Source organism: Sphingobium sp. L-44 (assembly GCF_056859495.1).
Map to the genome: position 1 here is coordinate 60935 of NZ_JBSXOQ010000081.1, position 19714 is coordinate 80648.

The window sequence follows — 19714 nt, forward strand, 5'->3', positions numbered from 1 at the left end:
TCAACTCTTCTCGATCAGTTCGGACGGCCAGCCGATGCGCACCAGCAGTCCATCCGGACCGTTGATCCCGACCTCATACAGTCCCCATTCGCGATGGCGCAAAATGCCGCCTGGCCGGATGACCAGATCATCGACCAGCGCCGCGATCGCCGCCACATCGGGCGTGCGCAGATAGACGCCAAAGGGATTATGCGCTGGCACGTCCCAGGGCGGCGCGCCGCCCTGGGTCAGATGCACCTCGCACCCCCATCCCTCCATGATATGATAATGGTGATCGCCGCCGATCCGCACGAAGCCCAGCCTTTCCCAGAAGGCCAGGGCAAGGGCGACGTCATTGCTGGGCACGATCGCAAAAGCGCCAACGCCTGGAATTGCGGACATGGCCTTACCCTCCCGTTGCGCCGTCATGGCCACATAACAAAAAAGCCCCCGCCATGCCTGCGCGTGACGGGGGCCTTTCTCAATCAGCGTGGGGCCGTTCAGCCGCCAAAACCGAAATTCAGGAATTCGGGCACCGGACCGTTCCAGCCATCGTCCGGACCATCATCGGGTTCCTGACGGCGGCCATGCGGCGCTGGGCGTGCAGCCGGCGCATCGCGGCGGTCGTCACGACGATCATCCCGCTTGTCGCTGCGCCGGTCATCCTTGCGCTCGGGCTTGCGGCGCGCGTCGCGGCCACCGGACCGCTCATTGTCGCGCTCCTCGCGATCGGCCTTGCGCGGCTCTTCCTTCGCGCGCGGCGCAGGCGCAGCCGCGACCGGCGTTTCGACATAGTCGATCTTGGTGCCGATCAGCTTCTGGATATTGTCGATCGCCTCGGCATCCTCGGCCGCGACGAAGGTATAGGCAACGCCCTTGGCCCCCGCGCGACCGGTACGGCCGATGCGGTGGACATAGTCATCGGGGTGCCAGGGCGCATCGAAATTGAAGACGTGGCTGACGCCCTTGATATCGAGGCCGCGGGCTGCGACGTCCGACGCCACCAGGATGTTCACGCTGCCATCGCGGAACCGCTCCAGTTCGGCGATGCGCGATGCCTGGTCGATGTCGCCATGGATCTCGCCCGACTTGAAGCCGTGACGCTGCAGGCTCTTGTTCAGTTCGCGAACCGTGGTCTTGCGGTTGCAGAAGATCACCGCGCTCTGCACCTCTTCTGCTTCCAGCATCGCGCGCAGCGCTTCACGCTTCTTGCGCGAATCGACCTTCACCAGTCGCTGGGTGATGTTGGTCGACGCCGTTGCCGGGCGCGCCACCTCGATCGACTTGGGATTGTCCAGGAAACGATCGGCCAACTTCTTGATGACCGGCGGCATGGTGGCAGAGAAGAGAAGTGTCTGGCGCTGCGCCGGCAGCTTGGTGCAGATTTCCTCGATATCCGGGATGAAGCCCATGTCGAGCATGCGGTCGGCTTCGTCGATCACCAGCATGTTGCAGCCGTTGAGCAAAATCTTGCCGCGCTGGAACAGGTCCATCAGGCGGCCCGGCGTCGCGATCAGCACGTCGACGCCCTTTTCCAGCGCCTTGATCTGGTCGCCCATCTGCACGCCGCCGATCAGCAGCGCCATGGAGAGCTTGTGATATTTGCCGTATTTCTCGAAATTCTCGGCCACCTGGGCGGCGAGTTCGCGGGTCGGCTCCAGGATCAGACTGCGTGGCATCAGCGCACGGGCACGGCCATGCGCCAGGATGTCGATCATCGGCAGCACGAAGCTGGCGGTCTTGCCTGTGCCCGTCTGCGCGATGCCGATGATGTCCTTCATCATCAGCACCGGCGGGATCGCCTGCGCCTGGATCGGCGTGGGCGTGTCGTAACCCGCCTCGGTTACGGCCTTGAGCAATTCGTCGGAGAGGCCGAGATCGGCAAAAGTCATTCAAATGTCCGGGACAGGAGGTTGGCCGTCCTGCGCGTCCGCACGACGGAAATCGCGCGCGACTTGCGAAAATATCGCCATCTTGTCAAGGAAATCGCGCAATATGCTGGCCAAACCAGCCGTTTTTCTGCCGATCAATCCTCGGCGTCCGCTTCCACCAGCCGCCTGAAGCTGTCGATCCCGCAACTCGCGCCGCTGCGCGCCTGCAACTCGTCCCGCCCCGAACAGAGCGATCCATCCTCGTCCGGCTCGACATAGAAGCCTGAATAGAAGCTGGCGGAATCGCATCCCCGCTCCAGCCGCGCGCGGTAGCGATGCTTGTCCGCCAGGATCAGGTCGACCCCGTTGGACACCACGATGCTGGCCCCGCGAATCGATCGCAGCGCCACGCAGCGCGGCCCCTTCTTCTCTTCCCAGCGCTCGTCACTCTTGGGCACGACTCGCGTCGGCGCCCGCCCCTTGGCCATCGGAACACGAATGATCACGCGCTGCTCGATCGTCAGTTGCGCCCATTGCACCGGGTCGGCAGCAGGCGCTGCAAGCAGCATCAGGATGGTATGAACCAAGCGGAACCCCTTTTGGGAGTGGCAAGCTATCGGCCAACGGTTGAACCGTCGATGAATTCCGGGGCATAGCATGTCCCATGACAGAACAAGCCATAATCGCACAGGATGCCATCGATCGCTTCGTCGCCCTGCTCGGCCCCAAGGGCGTCATTACCGATGCCGACGATATCGCCCCCTGGGTCAGCGACTGGCGCGGCCGCTATCATGGTGCGGCCCGCGCGATCCTGTCGCCGGCCACGACGCGCGAAGTGGCCGACTGCGTTGCGCTGGCGGCGGAACTGGGCATTGCCCTCGTCCCCCAGGGCGGCAACACGTCGATGGTCGGCGGCGCGACACCGCCGGCCGACGGATCGGCGCTGATCCTGTCGCTGCGCCGCATGAACCAGATCCGCAGCCTGTCGGCCGACGACAATCTGGCGGTGTGCGAGGCCGGGGTCATCCTTTCCAATCTGCACGACGCTGCCGAAGCGGCCGGCCGTCGCTTTCCGCTCAGCCTGGGTGCCAAGGGATCAGCCACGATCGGCGGCCTCACTTCGACCAATGCCGGCGGCACCCAGGTGCTGCGCCACGGCACGATGCGCGCGCTGGTCGAGGGGATCGAGGCTGTGCTGCCCGACGGCAGCATCTTCGACGGGCTGGACGCACTCAAGAAGGATAATCGCGGCTATGACATCAAGCAGTTGCTGATCGGCGCGGAAGGCACGCTGGGCGTCATCACCGCGGCCGCCCTGCGGCTGGTGCCCGGCATCGCCGCCCGCGCGGTCGGCTGGGTCGGCGTAAAGACGCCCGCCGACGCCCTCGCCCTGCTGCGCCTGGTCGAAGGCGAACTGGGTGACAGCGTCGAAGGGTTCGAGGTGATTGCCGACGATGGCCTTGGCCATGTCCTCTCCCATGTTCCCGGCACACGCTGCCCGATCGAGACCCGAACGCCCTGGCATGTGCTGATCGAGGTCGACCATGGCGACATGCGCGAGCCCGGCCCGACCGAGCGGCTGGAAGGTGCGCTCAGCCTGGCGCTGGAACGCGGCATCGCGATCGACGCCGCCATTGCCGCCAGCGAATCCCAGGCAGAGGCCTTCTGGCGCATCCGCGAATCCCTGTCGGAATCCGAAAAGGCGCAGGGGCCCGCGCTGCAATATGACATCAGCGTGCCGGTGCCGCGCATGCCGGCCTTCATGCTGGAGGCTGCCGCCGCCGCCGAAGCAGCCTTCCCCGGCACGACCGCCTCTTCCTTCGGTCATCTGGGCGATGGCAATGTCCATTTCCATGTCCGCGCGCCCAGGGGCACCAGCGACGGTCCGGCCTGGATCGCGGCGCAGGGCCAGGCGATCAACGCCTTCGTCCATGACGCGGTGGTCGCCGCGGGCGGTTCCATCTCGGCCGAGCATGGCATTGGCCAGATGAAGCGCGCCGAACTCGGACGCCTCGCCAGCCCGGCCCGCATCCATGCCCTGCGCGCGATAAAGACAGCCTTCGATCCGGGCGGCATCATGAACCCCGACAAGCTCATCCCTCGCCCCGACGAGGGTTGAGCGCAGCATATCCACAAAGCGATTGCCTAGCGGGATAGCTCCGATTATCCCGTCACACCCATATTCGGATCAGCGACGCAAGCCTTGCGCGCTTTCTAACAGGACGGAACAACATCATGGCCAGCGCGCCCGCGAACAGCCTTCCCATCTTCTACAACGACCTGATCCCGCTCAGCACCGTGGATCATGCTGATTATCGCACCCAGCCGGTCGATGCCGCCCCGTTCCTGGTGTCCCAGCACGCCGTGCCGCTGACCATCGACGAATTCGTCTCGGCCCAGCGCTTCGTGCCGATCATCTTCTCGGCCGGCCAGGATTCGGTGCCGCTCGCACTGATGGGCCTCAATGAAGGCGTGAACATCTTCGTCGATGACGAAGGCAAGCTGCGCGGCCCGGCCTATGTCCCGGCCTATGTCCGCCGTTACCCCTGGATGCTGGCCAAGCTGCGTCCCGACAGCGACGAACTCTCGCTCTGCTTCGATCCGACTAGCAAGGCGATCGGCACCGAAGGCGACGGCCCGGTCCTGTTCGAAAATGGCCAGCCGACCGACGTGACCAAGGGCATCCTGAAATTCTGCGAGGATTTCGAGCAGGCAGCCGCCCGCACCGGCCAGTTCATGAAGGACCTGGCCGAAATGGACCTGCTGATGGACGGCGAAGTCGCGATCCAGACCCCGAACAACGAACAGCCCTTCGTCTATCGCGGCTTCCGCATGGTGAACGAGGAAAAGCTGCGCGACCTGCGCGGCGACCAGCTGCGCAAGATCAACCAGAACGGCCTGCTGCCGCTGATCCACGCCCATCTCTTCTCGCTGCAGCTGATGCGCGAGATCTTTGAAGGCCAGGTCAGCCAGGGCAAGGGCCCGATCGCTGTACCGGCCGCACCGGTGCCAGCAGACGCCTAAACTCCGATTAACTCCGTTAATCGCAAATATATCGGGACAGGGCGGGGCTTGCTCTTGAAAGCAGCCGCGCCCTGTCCTATTTCTGTTGCATGCGATGCACCTGCCCCCCTTTCGGGTGTGTCGTATAGGGCGCCTCCCCCTTGGAGGCGTCTCCTCCCTGAACCTGGCCACCCCGTGCATCGCATGGGGTGGTTTTTTATGGGCTGCAGTCAGCGTAGGTCGCCGGAAATTTTCGCTGCTTTCGCTTGACGCCATCACCAGCCCTGCCTAAAGGCACGCCCCTGCCTGTCGCCCATGCGACATACGGCCCCTTCGTCTAGCGGTTAGGACGCGGCCCTCTCACGGCTGAAACACGGGTTCGATTCCCGTAGGGGTCACCAGCTTCGATCACATCTGACGAACAACCGATATGCCGACGCACTGGCGATCGCATTTCTCTGCTGGCAGCCGCCCTACATCCCTAGCTCGCTCAATCCGGGATGATCGTCGGGCCGGCGCCCCTGCGTCCAGTGGAATTTCCGGTCGGCTGCGCTGATCGGTGCATCATTGATGCAGGCGAACCGCCGCTGCATCAGGCCGCTCTCGTCAAATTCCCAATTCTCGTTGCCATAGGAGCGGAACCAGTTGCCGCTGTCGTCATGCCATTCATAGGCGAAGCGCACCGCGATGCGGTTGTCGGCAAAGGCCCATAATTCCTTGATCAGCCGATAATCCAGTTCGCGCTGCCATTTGCGCGTCAGGAAGGCGATGATCGCAGAGCGGCCATTGACGAACTCGGCCCGGTTCCGCCACTGGCTGAGCGGCGTATAGGCCATGGCGACCCTCGCGGGATCGCGGCTGTTCCAGCCATCCTCGGCCAGGCGCACCTTCTGTATCGCGCTCTCCAGGGTGAAGGGTGGCAACGGCGGTCTCACATTGTCCATCATGCGTCTCCCATCTTGGCAAGGCGATCCTGCAATGCCCTATTTTCGGCTTCCAGTTGCGCCATCCGTTCATGCAGCGGCCGGACCGCCTGTTCGATCTCGCGCTCGGTGAAGCGCGGCGTGATATGCTGCGGACAATTCCAGTCGAACGCCTCCAGCCGCAGCCGGAAGATGCGTTCCGCCCGCGCCTTGTAATCCTTGTCCATGACAAGATCGGTGAGCGTCGGATCGGCATCGAGCGCCAGCTTCTCGACATGGACATAGATTTTCAGCCGGGCGCGGCGGGGATAGTCCATCAGGATCAGGCAGGCCCGGTCGTTTACGGCCAGGTTACCGGTGCTGATATATTGGCGGTTACCGCGATAATCGGCAAAGGCCAGCGTCCGGTCGTCGACCAGCTTGAGGAAGCCGGGCGGGCCGCCGCGATGCTGGACATAGGGCCAGCCATCCTCCGAGACGGTGGCCATGTAGAAACTGTCGCGGGCTGCCAGGAAATGGGCTTCATTGTCGGTGAAGCGGTCGAAGGCGCGATTGCCGCTGAACGCCGCCCAATGGGCGTCCGCGCCCATCTCCGCCTGCGCCGCGCGGACGCTCGGCGTCGTGGCGATATCCAGAAAACCGTAGGACATGGTCCGTCTCCCATCATCCGTCCGTTGCGGGGCCATGCCTGACCATGGCCCCGCCGGGGTTTCAGCGCGCCGCGACCTTGCGATCGAGGAAGTCGCGGATCAGCGGCGCCATTTCATCCAGCTTGTCTTCCAGGGCGAAATGGCCGGTATCGAGAATATGCATCTCCGCGTCGGGCAGGTCACGCTTGTAGGGATGCGCGCCGGGTTCGGGGAAGATCTTGTCATTCTTGCCCCAGACGATCAGCGTCGGCGGCTTGCGTTCGCGGAAGAAGGCCTGAAACGCCGGGTAGAGCGGCACATTGGTGCGATAGTCGTAGAACAGGTCAAGCTGGATATCCTTGTTGCCCGGCCGGTCGAGCAAGGCCTGGTCCTGCACCCAATTGTCGGGGCTGATGCGCGACAGGTCGCGCACGCCATCGGTATATTGGAATTTGGTGGCGTCGAGGCCGACGAGCCAGGCCTGCGCCTCGCGATCCTTGGCCGATCCGCTCTTCCAATAGGTCTTGATCGGATCCCAGAAGGCCCCCAGCCCTTCCTCATAGGCATTGCCATTCTGGACGATGAGGCCGCTGACCCGCTCCGGATGCTTGATGGCGAGGCGGTAGCCGACCGGGGCACCATAATCCATGACATACATGGCGTAGCGCCGGGCGCCGATCTTGCCCATCAGCGCGTCGACCATGTCGGCATAATGGGCGAAGCTGTAGGTGAACTGGCGATGGTCGGGCGCGTCGCTCTGGCCAAAGCCCGGATAGTCCGGCGCGATCACATGATAGCGGTCGGCGAGGAGCGGGATCAGGTTGCGGAACATGTGCGACGATGTCGGGAAGCCGTGGAGCAGCAGCACCACCGGGCCGTCGGCGGGGCCGGCTTCGCGATAGAACATCTTGACGCCATCGATCGTGGCGCTGCGATAATGGACCGTGGCGGCCGCAGCCTGCGTGGCGACGACACTGGCGGGCGCGGCGATCGCGTCGGCCGAGGCAGCGATGCCGGCGGTCGCCAGCAGCATCGAAATGACCAGTTTCTTCATCATGTCCTCCACCCTGTTGGGGGCGCTGAGCAAGGGCTTCAGCTTCTGGAGACAGAGATAATCCTTGTCCTCATTCCTGATAATTCGGGAAAGCTGGAAGTCATTATTCCTTATGATGGAATAATGGTCATGCCTGCTGGAACAGAGGATTGGCCCGCAGCCGATCGACCGCCAGATCGACGAAGCTGCGTACCTTGGCCGCCGCCCGCCGCCCTTCGGCGTGGATGACGTGGATCGGCAGCGGCTTTTCCATCTGCTCGTCCAGAACCGTGACCAGCCGCCCGGCCGCCAATGCTGGCTCGACCTGGTAGGACAGCACGCGGGTCAGCCCCCAGCCCTGCTCGGCGGCGGCGATCGCCGCTTCATTGGTGTTGCAGAAAAGTTGGGGGTGGACCGTGACGCTGCTCCGGCCCTCCGGCCCGAAATGCCATTCGGGGGAGGCCCATGCCCCGGTCGGGCCGATGATGCGATGATGGACAAGGTCGGCCGGGGTCCGGGGCATGACATGCTGCTCGAAATAGGCCGGCGCGCCACAGATGACCCGCCGCACCGTCCCGACCCGAATGGCGCTGAGGCCCGAATCCGGCAGATGCCCGATCCGGATGGCGACATCGATGCCTTCCTCGACGATATTGACCAGCCGGTCGACGAACAGGCTGCGCCCGGTCACCGCGGGAAAGCGATCCAGATAGTCGAGCAGGATCGGTAGCACATACATCTGGCCAAAGATCACAGATCCGGTGACGATCAGCGTGCCGGTGGGATTGCCATGGGCGCCCGCCGCCGCCGCGTCCGCATCCGCCATCTCGGCCAATATCCGGCGGCAATCGTCCAGATAGCCACGGCCCGCCTCGGTCAGTTTCACCGATCGCGTCGTCCGGGTCAGCAACCGCACGCCGATCTCATCCTCCAGCGCGGAAATTGCCCGCGTGACGGCCGGCGGGCTCAGATGCAATTGCCGCGCGGCTTCGGCAAAACCGCCGGTTTCCGCCACGCGAACGAATATCTTCATGGCTTGCCAGCGGTCCAACACCATCCCCCTCATCATCGCTTCGGCCGAAAAGGATGCGCAGAACCCCATGCGCCGGTCAATCAGCGGGACTGACGCACCAGGTTCGTTTCGGGCGCAACAGGAACGATTATCTCATGGACCTCCCCCCCTTCATCATGACGCCTCAGGGTCGCCCCCGATGGAAATGCACAAGGATCACGGATATCACCGCGCAACGATAACCAGGGGGACATGCCGTGCCGATCGACTACCGCAACATGGTTCGCCACGGTCGCCTGTTTTGCGCCTTGCTGCTGCTCCCCCACCCCGCGCTCGCCCAAGGCGATCGCGCCACATCGCCGCCGGAATTTGCCCGCCGCGCCGACAATCTGAAGCCCGGCCAATGGGTCTGGGCGCCGCAGGTATCGCCGACCGGGCCGCTGCTCGTCTATGTCGATCTTTCGCGCCAGATCGCAACCGTCTATCGCAACGGCGTGCGCATCGCCGTGTCCACCATCTCCTCGGGCAAGGAAGGCCATGCAACACCCACCGGCGTCTTCACCATTCTGCAAAAGGACAAGGACCATCGGTCCAGCACCTATAATAACGCGCCCATGCCCTATCAGCAGCGCCTGACCTGGGACGGCGTCGCGCTCCATGCCGGCGGCCTGCCGGGCTATCCCGAAAGCCATGGCTGCATCCACCTGCCTTATAAATTCTCGCAGGAACTCTTCGCCATCACCAGCCTGGGCGCGACCGTGGTGGTTCAGGGCAATGCCGCCACCCATATGCGCACCAGCCAGGCAAGCCTCTTGTCGCCGATCAACGACAAGGGCGAACAGGTCGAATATCGCCCGCTCAAGGATGAGGAATATCGCTGGCAACCCGAACTGGCGACCAGCGGCCCGCTGACCATCATCGTCTCGAAGAAGGAACAGCGGATCGTCGTGCTACGCAACGGCACGGAAATCGGCCGCAGCGTCGCCGAGATCAAGGATGGCGATCCCGGCTCCCATGTCATCACCCTTACCACGGGCAAGGATGGCAAGACCCACTGGCTCTATGTCGGCCTGCCGGGCCATGAAAATGATGTCGAGAATGTCGTGGACGAAGCGGTGCTGAACCGGGTGCGCCTGCCGCGCGGCTTCTACGACAAGATCCGCAGCCAGTTGAAGCCGGGCACCACCATCCTCGTCACGGATTCCAGTGTCGGCGCCTCGACCGGCGAGAAGCTCACGATCATGGACGCGGTCGCGCCCCAGCCCTGACCGGATTTCCCGCATCGCCGCCAAGCATCGCCACGGCGGAGCCCTCTATGCTTGCGGGCGCCCATCCCCATGCGCACAAGCTATCGGAAAGAGCAGCATGCCATAGGAAAGGATGAGGATAATGCCCCGCTTCACCGCCGAAACCGCCATTGCCGCGCTGGAAATCGAGCAACTGGTGATCGACTGGGGCTATGATCTGGACCTTAACGGCGGCATGAATGTCGCACCGCTCTGCACCGACGATTGCCATTATCTGGTCGGCGGCACGCTGCATCAGGGCCATGGCCCCATCACCGCCTTCTACACCGCCCGCAACGAACGGGTCGCCACCCAGCAGAAGGACGGTGTCCGCACCCAGCGGCACACCATCACCAATATGCGCATTCAATTCCCGGCCGCCGACCATGGCAGCGCGCAGTTCATGCTGGTCAATTATTCCGGTGAGGGCAAGGCGCCGATCCTGAACCTGGTCGGCCCGACCATCGTCGCCGATTGCCGCATGGAATTCCGCCGGGATGCGGACGGCGAATGGCGCATCTCGCTGTTCGACAGCACGCCGATGTTCATCGGCAATGATCCGTTCCTCAACGCCGCCGTCGTCCGGAAATAGGGAAGTTCGCCGCCGGGCGGGCCTGACATGGAAATGCCGAACCCGGCGCACAATGTTACAGACATCGCCGCAATCTGAAATCGCCGGGCAAAATCACACGCAGACACTCCGCCTGACCAGCGTCAGACCCGGAGTGCAGCGTGATACAACAGCCGATCAATTTCCCGGCCCGGACCGACCAGACAGACAGGAAGACGCAGTCGATCTGTTTCTTCTTCAACGCGCAGATCCATCATCTTCTGCACGCCATGCCGCTGGCACTGGAATTGTCGCATGATCCGCGCTTTCGCGTCGATATCATCGCGGCCGGCGCCGATCATATTGCGCTGGCCCGCGACTTGGCCGCTCGTCATGGCGGCGGCCGGCTGAACTTCATCCATCTCGACAATATCTGGCTGCGCACCCTGTCCCACCTGTCGGGCCATGCCAGCCCGCCCAAGATCGCCACCCTGCTCGCCGCGCGCCGCCGCCTCGCCCGCTATGACGCGATCGTCGTGCCCGAACGCACCTCGCTGCTGCTGCGCCGTCTCGGGCTGTCGGACAGCCGCTTCATCCATACCTGTCATGGCGCGGGCGACCGGGCGGTCGGCTATGATCCGCGCATCGCCCTGTTCGACTTCGTCCTGCTGGCGGGCGAGAAGCAGCGCCGCCGGATGCTGGCACAGGGCCTGATCCGCGAGGATCATTACGCCATTGCCGGCTATGGCAAGTTCGACCTGACCCAGGGCCAGCGCCCGGCCAGCCCCTTCACCGACAATCGCCCGATCATCCTCTACAACCCGCATTTCTCGCCGCGGCTCTCCTCCTGGCAGGCGATGGGCATGGATGTACTGCGCCAGTTCGCGGCCGATGACCGGTTCAACCTGATCGTCGCGCCCCATGTCCGCCTGTTCGACAATCGCCGCAAGCGCGCCGCGGCCGAGCGCATGCTGGCCGAATTTGCCGGCCTGCCGCATATCCATGTCGATCTGGGCAGCCGGGCAAGCGTCGACATGAGCTATGTCCAGCTCGCCGCCGCCTATATCGGCGACGTGTCGAGCCAGATCTATGAATTCATCGCCACGCCGCGCCCCTGCCTGTTCCTCAACGGCCATGCCGCACAGTGGCGCGACGATCCCAATTATGCCCATTGGCATTATGGCCCGGTCCATGAATCCGCCGATCGCATCCCGGACAAGGTCGCCGCCGCCATGGCCGCCCATGGCATGTATGACGCCGCCCAGCGACGCGGCCTGTCCGACACCTTCGCCAGCGGCGGCGCGCCTGCCTCGGCGCGCGCGGCCAGGGCGGTCGCGGATTATCTGACACGCGGCGCGCCAGCAGCGCGGCCCGTTCCGACACCCTATAAGCTGCGGGAGGCACTGCGCCATGGCTGATGCCGATCGCCGCCTCTGGCTGGTCGCCCGCGTCCATGCGCCCGATGAAGGCGGGGTCCAGACCTATGTGACCGAAACCGCCCGCGCCTATGCTGCGCTGGGCTGGCGCGTCACCCTGTTCGCCAAATCCTCGGCCGGTCCGCGCCGGGTCAGCAGCGACGGCGTCGAACTGATCGATGTCGGCCCGGCCTCGCGCATGCGGGTCTATGGCCGGCTGTTCCGCGCCATGGCCGGCGCCTGGCTGCGCGGCGAGCGCCCACAGGCGATCCATGCCTGCACCTGGCGTGCGGCCCTGCCTGCCCTCGTCTTTCCCCGCCCCCTCATCGTGACAATCCATGGCCGGGAAGTCGGTCGCCCGGCCGGCGGCGCCTTCGCCCTGTTGCGGCTGGTGCTGCGCCGCGCCCGGCGCATCGTCGCGGTCAGCGCCGTCACTCGCGACCTGCTGGTGCAGCGCCTGCCCGATCTTGCCGCGCGCACCATCGTCGCCTGGAACGGGGTGCGCATGCCGGCCGACCGCCCCACCACCGAGTTCCAGAATGGCGCCGCGCCGGCCCAGATACTGACCGTCTGCCGCCTGGTCGCGCGCAAGAATATTCCGGCCGCGATCGACGCCGCAGCCGCCTGCCTGCGCGAGGAGGCCTCACTCCACTACACCATCGTCGGCCGCGGCGTGGATGGCATCCGCATCCAGCAAACCGTGCGCCGCCACCAACTGGAGGATCATGTCCGGCTGGCTGGTTACGTCTCCGACGCGGAGCTGGCCGAGCAATATCGCGAGGCCGACATTTTCCTCCACCCCCAGATCGCGCTGGAGGATGGCGCCGAGGTGGAGGGCTTCGGCCTCAGCGTCGCCGATGCCATGGCCCAAGGGCTGGCCTGCATCGTCGGCGCGGATGGCGGCCCGGCCGAACTGGTCCGCGACGGCGTCACCGGGCTGGTCGTCGACGGCAATTCACCCAGCGCATTGCGCGCGGCGCTCGCGCTGCTGGCGCGCGATCCCGCGCTCTGCCGCCGGCTGGGCGATCAGGCGCGGATCTGGGCCGCGAACAATCTGTCATGGGAACGGCACTGCCGCCTGATCCTGCACGAACTGCCGCCCCGTCGCCTTGCACCGTCTCGCAGCACGCCCGCACTCACCGAAGGAGGATAGGATGCGCAACTACAGGGGCCCCATCATCCATATCGGCTATCACAAGACCGGAACCACCTGGTTCCAGGATATTTTCTACCCCGCCGTCCGCAATCGTCGCTACCTGCCCCGCGCCGTTGCGCGGGCCGCCTTTCTGGAGGCCGGCGCGCTCCATTTCGAGCCTGACCAGGCCCGCCACAGACTGGGCCAGGACCGCGACGACATCATCCTGTGCGAGGAAAATCTGAGCGGCGGGCTGCATAATGGCGGGCTGGCCGGCAATCTTTCCAAGGATGTCGCCGGCCGCATCCGCGATACGCTGCCCGGCGCGCAGATCGTCATCTTCGTGCGCGATCCCTGCTCGGCCATCGCGTCGGCCTATCTCCAATATGTGAAGGGCGGCGGCACCTTCGGCATCCATCGTTATCTGTTCGGTCGAGACCGGCTCGGCCCGGTGGCGCCGGAGCGGGACGAGGCGCCCGGCTTCCGCCGTGAACATTTCGACTATGCCCGGCTGATCGCTCATTATGATCGGCTGTTCGGCGCGGACAATGTTCATGTCTTCCGCTATGAGGATTTTCGCGCCGATCCGCGTGGTTTCGCCGCCGCTTATGCTAGCCGTTTCGGGCTGGATGTCACGCTCGACCGGCTGGACTGGGGCACACGCAACCCCTCCCCCAGCCGGCTGCTGCTTTGGGGCTTTCGCGCCGCCAATCTCTTCACCCGGCGCGCCGTCGCGGACAAGGACTGCCTGCTCCATCTGCCCGGCTGGTATGGGCTCAGCCGCAAGCTGCTGCGCCGCGCCAATGCCTCGGGCCGCTTCGGCCGTCCGCTGCGCATGCGCGACATATTGGACGAGGGCGCCATCGCCCATTTCAACGACTATTATCGGCATGGCGAGGCCGCCATTGCCGACCGACTGGAACAACAGACATGCCGCGACGCGAAATCACGCGACGGGATGGCCGGACCGGCGCCGTCCTATGCTCGATCATGCAGAACAGCCACATCCTCCTTGCCGACGATGACGCAGCACTGCTGACGTCGCTGTCGGACTATTTCGGCCGCTATGGCTTCGACGTCGACACCGCCGCCAATCTCGCCGACATGCGCCGCCTTTCGGAAGAGGGTCATTATGACCTGTTGATCGCCGAACCGATGATGCCGGGCCAGCATACTGCCGGCCTGCTGCGCGAATTCGCGTTCGAGCGGCGCATTCCGGTCATCATCCACAGCCGCGCCAGCAGCGACATTGATCGCATCCTGGGCCTGGAAATGGGTGCGGAAGATTATCTGACCAAGCCCTGCAACGCCCGCGAACTGCTCGCCCGCGCCAATGCGGCCCTGCGCGCCCGTCGCCGCCAGGCCGATGCCGGCACCATGGCTACGGCCCCGCGCGACAATAGCTGGGTCGCCTTCCAGGGCTGGCGCTTCGACCTCACCACCCGCCAGTTGTTCGATCCGACCGGTGGCACCATCTCGCTGTCCGAGGGCGAATATCAGTTGCTGCGCGTCTTCGTCGCCAATGCGCGCCAGGTGCTGAACCGCAACCAGTTGCTCGACCAGGTCTATGGCGCGTCGAGCGACCATTATGACCGCGCCATCGATGTCCAGCTGTGCCGTCTGCGTCGAAAATTGTCGGCTGGCGGCCTCAAGGGACAGACGATCCGCACCGTGCGCAACGAAGGCTATATCTTCGTCCACCCCGTCACGGCTGGCAACGCCGCCAACTGATCACAATAAAAATCAAATCCATTACCCCGCATATGAAAATATGCGGGGATTTTTTCGTCATAAAGTCATAAATCAAATATAATTACGACATTTCATAAATCATGAAATTCCTTGAAACATACGCAACATTTCACAACATAATAAAAACTATCGTCATATCTGTTTTTTATTGGCAACAGCTTTGTTAAACCTTTGTGAAACACGGCAAATCGCGTTGACGCACTTCGTCGCACGCATACAAATCTCTCCATCGGCTCGCGTCATCCCAAGGACAAACCAACAGGGCGCGGGCCGGGATAAAATATCCCAAGGGAGATTATTTTCATGCCGTCTCACATCCTGCGGCGCCTTTCGGCGTCGACCATCCTGCTCGGCCTGGCGACCCCGGCCTTCGCGCAGACCAGCGCGGCGGATGACGGCGCGACCAGCGACACCATCGTCGTCACCGGTTCGCGCATCGCCCGCCCTGACCTGCAACAGGCATCGCCGATCGCGATCGTCAGCGCGCAGGAATTGAAGCTCAGCGGCAAGGTCAACGTCGAATCGATCATCAACGACCTGCCCCAGCTGATCCCCAGCACGACGGCGGCATCCAACAATCCGGGCGGCGGCGTGTCCACGGCCGACCTGCGCGGCCTGGGCGCCAACCGCACCCTGGTGCTGGTCGATGGCCGTCGCTACGTCTCCTATGACTCCAACCAGATCGTCGATCTCAACACCGTTCCGGCGGGCCTGATCGACCATGTCGAAGTCGTGTCGGGCGGCCGTTCCGCCGTCTATGGTTCGGACGCGATCGCCGGCGTCATCAACTTCGTGACCAAGCGCGACTTTTCCGGCGTCGAAGCAAACGCCAATTATCGCATCAACCAGGCAGGCGACGGCGGCACCTTCAACACCAACCTGCTGATGGGCGGCAATTTCGCCGACGGTCGCGGCAACGCCACCTTCTACATCGATTACACCAAGCGCGACGCCGTCCAGCAGTCGGCCCGCAGCTATACCAAGCAGGCCTATACCGATGACGGCGATGGTGGCCTGGCCGCCGGCGGCTCGGGCTCGATCCCCGGCACCCGCTTCGCCCTGTCCGGCACCCAGTATAAGTTCAACCAGGACGGCAGCTATTCGGCCTATGATGCGGCGACCGACGCCTACAACTATGCACCGGACAATTATCTGCAGGTGCCCCAGAAGCGCATCCTGCTGAGCGCCCAGACCCATTATGACGTCAACGATCACCTGACCGTCTATGCCGAGGGTCAGTTCATCAACAACCGGGTGAAGAACCGCCTCGCGTCCACGCCGTTCACCGGCTCGGTCTCGCTCGACGTCGACTCCTCCTTCCTTTCCCCGGAATCCCAGGCGCTGCTGTCCGCAGCCGACACCGATGGCGATGGATATGCCACCGCCGCCATCTATCGCCGCCTCAACGAGGTCGGCGCCCGCATCTCCAATGTCGACAACACCGCCTATCGCACCCTGATCGGTGCCAAGGGCCAGATTGCCGGCGACTGGAACTATGACGGCTATTACAGCTATTCGCGCACCAAGCAGGTCGAAACCCAGACCGGCAACGTATCGCGCAGCCGCGTGGAGCAGGCGCTCAAGACCACCTATGACAGCGACGGCAACCTGGTCTGTTCGGACACCAGCAATGGCTGCGTCCCGCTGAACATCTTCGGCGAAGGCAATATCAGCAGCGAAGCCGCCGCCTTCATCTCGATCCCGGTCAAGAATGTCAGCACCGTGACCGAACAGGTCGCCAGCTTCGCCGTCACCAACGGCAATCTGTTCGACCTGGGCGCCGGCCCGGCCGGTATCGCCTTCGGCGCCGAATATCGCTCCGAACATGGCAGCTATGATCCGGACTATGCCCTGTCCTCGGGCGACGTCGTCGGCTTCAATGCCGGTGAAGGCCTGTCGGGCGGCTATAATGTGAAGGAACTGTTCGCCGAAATCGACGTGCCGCTGCTCGCCGATCTGCCGCTGGTCCACAAGCTCGACTTCAACGGCGCCTATCGCTTCTCGCATTACTCGACCGCAGCCAAGAATGTCGGCACCTTCTCAGCCGGCCTCATCTATGCGCCGATCAAGGACGTCACCTTCCGCGGCCAGTATAGCCGGGCGGTGCGTGCGCCGACCGTCGCGGATCTCTATTCGGGCCAGTCGCAGGACTTCCCGACTGCGAACGATCCCTGCTCGACCGAGGACGCGACCACCAATGCCAGCCTGGCGGCCAGCTGCGTCGCGACCGGCGTTCCGTCGAGCGCGCTCGGCACCGACATCAACGGTGGCAGCTCGCAGATCGACTCGATCACCGGCGGCAACCCGAACCTGCGTGAGGAAAAGTCGGACACCTGGACTGCGGGCGTCGTGCTGCAACCCAGCTTCCTGCCGCGCTTCAGCCTGACCGTCGATTATTACCATATCAAGATCGACAATTATATCTCGACGCCGGGCACCGCGAACATCATCAAGGCCTGCTATGGCGATCAGTCTAATGGCTGGACGCCCTATGACAGCAGCTATTGCTCGTTGCTGCCGCGCAACGAGAACAGCTATGCGATCGAAGGCGCGGAAAATCTCCTGTCCAACACCGGCGGTCTCAAGACCGAGGGCGTGGACTTCGAGATGAACTACAGCCTGCCGCTCAACTTCGGCGTGTTCGGCGCCAAGACCGGCAAGCTCAGCTTCCGCGTCGCGGGCACCCGTCTGATCCGTTACGACCTGAACCCGGTCGCGGCGATCCCGGAACTGAACCAGAGCTGCGCCGGCCGCTTCGGCGTCTATTGCGGCGATCCTTATTCCAAGCTGCGGCTCAACAACCGCATCACCTGGAGCAGCGGCCCGATCACCCTGGGCCTGACCCATCGCTATCTGTCGAGCGTCCGCGACGACGACGATACGACCACCTATAGCGTCGAGAAGATCAAGGCCTACAACCTGTTCGACCTCGGCCTCCAGGTGCAGGCGACGGAAACCTTCGGCTGGTCGCTGGGCATGAACAACATGTTCAACAAGAAGCCGCCGATCATGGGCGACAACCAGCAGCAGTCGAATACCTATCCGTCGACCTACGACGTCTATGGCCGCGCCTTCTTCGTGAACGCCTCGGTCAAGTTCTGATCGAGCTGCCGGATGGGCCTCCTCGCCTGTCCGGCACCTGCACCACAAAAAAAGCGGCCGCCCTTTCGGACGGCCGCTTTTTCCTTGATCGACCGGCGCCTCAGCGTGGCGGATTGACCACCACATATTGCACCGACGATCCGACATATTGCGGCTGATACCAGTTATTGCCGCACTGCGAATAGCTGATGCCATTGACGACCACGGTCGAACAATCTGGCGGCACGCTGCGCACGATCGACCCGATCGCCGCCGCCGTCAGCGTCACCGCGGCCGCGGTCGCCACCGGATGCCAGTGATCGTCCCAATCATCATCCCACCGGTCATGGCGATGATGATCATAATGGTCGTAGCGGCCTGGACCGCCCCCATGATGCCCACCGCCATGATCGACATTCACATGGACATTATTGACCGTGTTGTGATGCCGGTTGTGATTGACATTGTTGATCGATCCGCCGCGCACGCCCGGCCGCCCCCCCGGATGGGACTTGCCCGGCCGCGCCGCATGGCCGCCACCCGACGGTCGCGCCGGTCGCGCACGCCCGCCACCGCCGCGATTGCCACGCTTCCGGGGTGGCGCCGCCTCCGCCGTCGATGCGGCCATGCCCAGCACCAGCGCCGCCGATGACAGCATGACCCGACCGATGACGACCGGTTCGGCCATCAGGGCAAGCGACGCGATGATGGCCAGGCCCCGTTTTGCCTCCATGCTCATTTCGCCTCTCCCTTGCTCAGGTCCACCATGCGGATCGGATTGGCGCCGGCCGGCGCGGTGAAGGCGAGGTCAGCCGCCGAAGGTCGCGCGCTGCCGTCCCAGCGCATCAGCGCGCTATATTGCGGCATCGACGGATCATTCGTGTCGGTGATCACCATCTTGCAGGGCAATTGGCTGCTGTCCTCGATCCATATCTGCCAGTCGACCTTCTCCTGGCGGAAGGCATAATGGGTGCAGGTACGGCCATCGATCGTCTCGGGGCGGATGACATAGCCCGACTTGATGCGGCTGCGCAGCGTCTGGTCCGTGCCCCAGGTGAACAGGTCGGCCAGCGGCAGTTCGATGCCATAGGTGGTGCGCAGGCTGTCGAGCGACTGGCCGATCGAACCGGTCACCGGCACGCTGGCATAATAGTTTAGCCGCGGCGCCAGCACCGTGAACTTGCCGCCACCGAAATAATATTCCCGGTTCTGGATGTCGGATGTGGCAACGATCTTGAACGCGTCGGGCTTGTGGACCTGAATGTCCAGCGCACCGGTAAATTGCAGCTTCTGCCCGGTATCCAGCACCACTTCGGTCGTCACATCCGCCTTCAGCGCGAAGCCGGGCAGCGCGATCAGCTTGGCGCTCATCTTGTCCATGGCGTCCATCGCCGCCGGCTCGACCACGCCCGCCGCCGGTGCGGTAGTCTGCGCATGGGCGGTCGATGCGGCCAGCAAAGCCAGCGGCACACAGAGACATTTTATCCTAGACCTCATCACAAGCTCCTTCTGCCCGGATCGGACGCGCGGCGAGATGCGCGATGCGGCCATTGGACGCCATCTCCCTTGCTGCGGCCGACTATCGCCGTTCCGACGACGCGGCCCATCGGGATAATTGCCGATTTGGCCGCATTTCTTTCCGAGCAACCCCTGAGCCTGACGGAGCATCAGGCGGAAAGTGCAGTCCTTCTTCCCGCCTGATGCATGACCACACCCAGGGGGATGGGTGGCAGTCATTTCATAGGCCGGTAATCCCGGCCGATCCCTGCTGCCGGGTGGTCATTTCCGCACCATCCCGGCCTTGTCCTGTCGCTATCAAGCTAGAGCGCCGCCGGGGCCGGCCAAGTCGGGATTTGCCCTGATCGGCCTTTTGCGCCGATGCCCGTCATTCGGCGCGATCGTAACATGCTGCTATCCAATGCTCCGCGCCGTTTTGCGCCCGCGCACCGGGGACAGATCCTCACTGTGCCGTCCCAGGGTTTATCATGATCGCCAATCCCCGACGGCACGCCTAGGATCACCGCAAGATTTCTCGCTGATGGAGC

At 63.8% G+C, this 19714-nt stretch carries 18 protein-coding genes and 1 tRNA gene; 10 read left to right on the top strand and 9 right to left on the bottom strand.

Annotated features, from left to right (window positions below; genetic code table 11):
• The 3 genes from AC13EK_RS09935 to AC13EK_RS09945 all read right to left on the bottom strand — a co-directional run bounded on the left by AC13EK_RS09935 (window position 1) and on the right by AC13EK_RS09945 (window position 2437).
• Complete coding sequence (locus AC13EK_RS09935) at window positions 1–381, bottom strand: VOC family protein (RefSeq protein ID WP_069335991.1); 381 nt, start codon at window positions 379–381, stop codon at window positions 1–3.
• A 98-nt stretch (window positions 382–479) separates the two neighbouring features.
• Window positions 480–1871 (bottom strand): DEAD/DEAH box helicase, encoded by a 1392-nt coding sequence (locus AC13EK_RS09940; protein WP_069335992.1) that lies wholly within the window; start codon window positions 1869–1871, stop codon window positions 480–482.
• 134 nt (window positions 1872–2005) lie between these two features.
• Window positions 2006–2437, bottom strand: coding sequence for a hypothetical protein (locus AC13EK_RS09945; RefSeq protein ID WP_004207401.1), 432 nt, complete (start codon window positions 2435–2437; stop codon window positions 2006–2008).
• Between the two features lie 77 nt (window positions 2438–2514).
• Between AC13EK_RS09945 and AC13EK_RS09950 the strand changes: the two genes are divergently transcribed.
• From AC13EK_RS09950 to AC13EK_RS09960, 3 genes are all read left to right on the top strand, one after another.
• The gene (locus AC13EK_RS09950) at window positions 2515–3969 is read left to right on the top strand and encodes an FAD-binding oxidoreductase (RefSeq protein WP_069335993.1); all 1455 of its coding nucleotides are present in this window, start codon (window positions 2515–2517) and stop codon (window positions 3967–3969) included.
• Between the two features lie 116 nt (window positions 3970–4085).
• A complete protein-coding gene (locus tag AC13EK_RS09955) occupies window positions 4086–4874 on the top strand; it encodes a SapC family protein (protein WP_069335994.1) in 789 nt (262 codons plus the stop codon).
• A gap of 305 nt (window positions 4875–5179) precedes the next feature.
• A tRNA-Glu gene (locus AC13EK_RS09960) sits at window positions 5180–5254 on the top strand.
• Between the two features lie 72 nt (window positions 5255–5326).
• Here the strand turns inward: AC13EK_RS09960 and AC13EK_RS09965 are convergent.
• The 4 genes from AC13EK_RS09965 to AC13EK_RS09980 form a co-directional block, all read right to left on the bottom strand.
• A complete protein-coding gene (locus AC13EK_RS09965; RefSeq protein WP_069336009.1) occupies window positions 5327–5797 on the bottom strand; it encodes a nuclear transport factor 2 family protein in 471 nt (156 codons plus the stop codon).
• A complete protein-coding gene (locus tag AC13EK_RS09970; RefSeq protein WP_069335995.1) occupies window positions 5797–6426 on the bottom strand; it encodes a pyridoxamine 5'-phosphate oxidase family protein in 630 nt (209 codons plus the stop codon). The genes AC13EK_RS09965 and AC13EK_RS09970 overlap by 1 nt, the downstream gene beginning before the upstream one ends.
• A 61-nt stretch (window positions 6427–6487) precedes the next feature.
• Entirely contained in the window at window positions 6488–7459 is a 972-nt protein-coding gene (locus AC13EK_RS09975) for an alpha/beta fold hydrolase (RefSeq protein WP_170828636.1), read from the bottom strand.
• Window positions 7460–7586: 127 nt separating this feature from the next.
• Window positions 7587–8471 carry a LysR family transcriptional regulator gene (locus AC13EK_RS09980; RefSeq protein ID WP_234791971.1) on the bottom strand — a complete coding sequence of 295 codons (885 nt, stop codon included), beginning with the start codon at window positions 8469–8471 and terminating at the stop codon, window positions 7587–7589.
• A 257-nt stretch (window positions 8472–8728) separates the two neighbouring features.
• Between AC13EK_RS09980 and AC13EK_RS09985 the strand changes: the two genes are divergently transcribed.
• From AC13EK_RS09985 to AC13EK_RS10015, 7 genes are all read left to right on the top strand, one after another.
• Complete coding sequence (locus AC13EK_RS09985) at window positions 8729–9718, top strand: L,D-transpeptidase (protein ID WP_069336012.1); 990 nt, start codon at window positions 8729–8731, stop codon at window positions 9716–9718.
• A 121-nt stretch (window positions 9719–9839) separates the two neighbouring features.
• Entirely contained in the window at window positions 9840–10328 is a 489-nt protein-coding gene (locus AC13EK_RS09990; protein WP_017502601.1) for a nuclear transport factor 2 family protein, read from the top strand.
• 140 nt (window positions 10329–10468) lie between these two features.
• On the top strand, window positions 10469–11704 hold the full coding sequence (locus AC13EK_RS09995) for a glycosyl transferase (protein WP_069335996.1): 1236 nt from the start codon (window positions 10469–10471) through the stop codon (window positions 11702–11704).
• Window positions 11697–12854: a glycosyltransferase family 4 protein gene (locus tag AC13EK_RS10000; RefSeq protein ID WP_069335997.1), complete on the top strand. Its 1158-nt coding sequence runs from the start codon at window positions 11697–11699 to the stop codon at window positions 12852–12854. Before AC13EK_RS09995 ends, AC13EK_RS10000 begins: the two co-directional genes overlap by 8 nt.
• A gap of 1 nt (window position 12855) precedes the next feature.
• Window positions 12856–13875, top strand: coding sequence for a sulfotransferase (locus AC13EK_RS10005; RefSeq protein WP_069335998.1), 1020 nt, complete (start codon window positions 12856–12858; stop codon window positions 13873–13875).
• Complete coding sequence (locus tag AC13EK_RS10010) at window positions 13827–14567, top strand: winged helix-turn-helix domain-containing protein (RefSeq protein ID WP_004207425.1); 741 nt, start codon at window positions 13827–13829, stop codon at window positions 14565–14567. The genes AC13EK_RS10005 and AC13EK_RS10010 overlap by 49 nt, the downstream gene beginning before the upstream one ends.
• A 324-nt stretch (window positions 14568–14891) precedes the next feature.
• The gene (locus AC13EK_RS10015; RefSeq protein WP_069335999.1) at window positions 14892–17690 is read left to right on the top strand and encodes a TonB-dependent receptor; all 2799 of its coding nucleotides are present in this window, start codon (window positions 14892–14894) and stop codon (window positions 17688–17690) included.
• 100 nt (window positions 17691–17790) lie between these two features.
• Here AC13EK_RS10015 and AC13EK_RS10020 read toward each other — a convergent pair whose 3' ends face one another.
• Complete coding sequence (locus AC13EK_RS10020; protein ID WP_069336000.1) at window positions 17791–18408, bottom strand: hypothetical protein; 618 nt, start codon at window positions 18406–18408, stop codon at window positions 17791–17793.
• Window positions 18405–19166: a DUF2092 domain-containing protein gene (locus tag AC13EK_RS10025; protein ID WP_170828634.1), complete on the bottom strand. Its 762-nt coding sequence runs from the start codon at window positions 19164–19166 to the stop codon at window positions 18405–18407. Before AC13EK_RS10025 ends, AC13EK_RS10020 begins: the two co-directional genes overlap by 4 nt.
• Window positions 19167–19714: the final 548 nt, after the last annotated feature.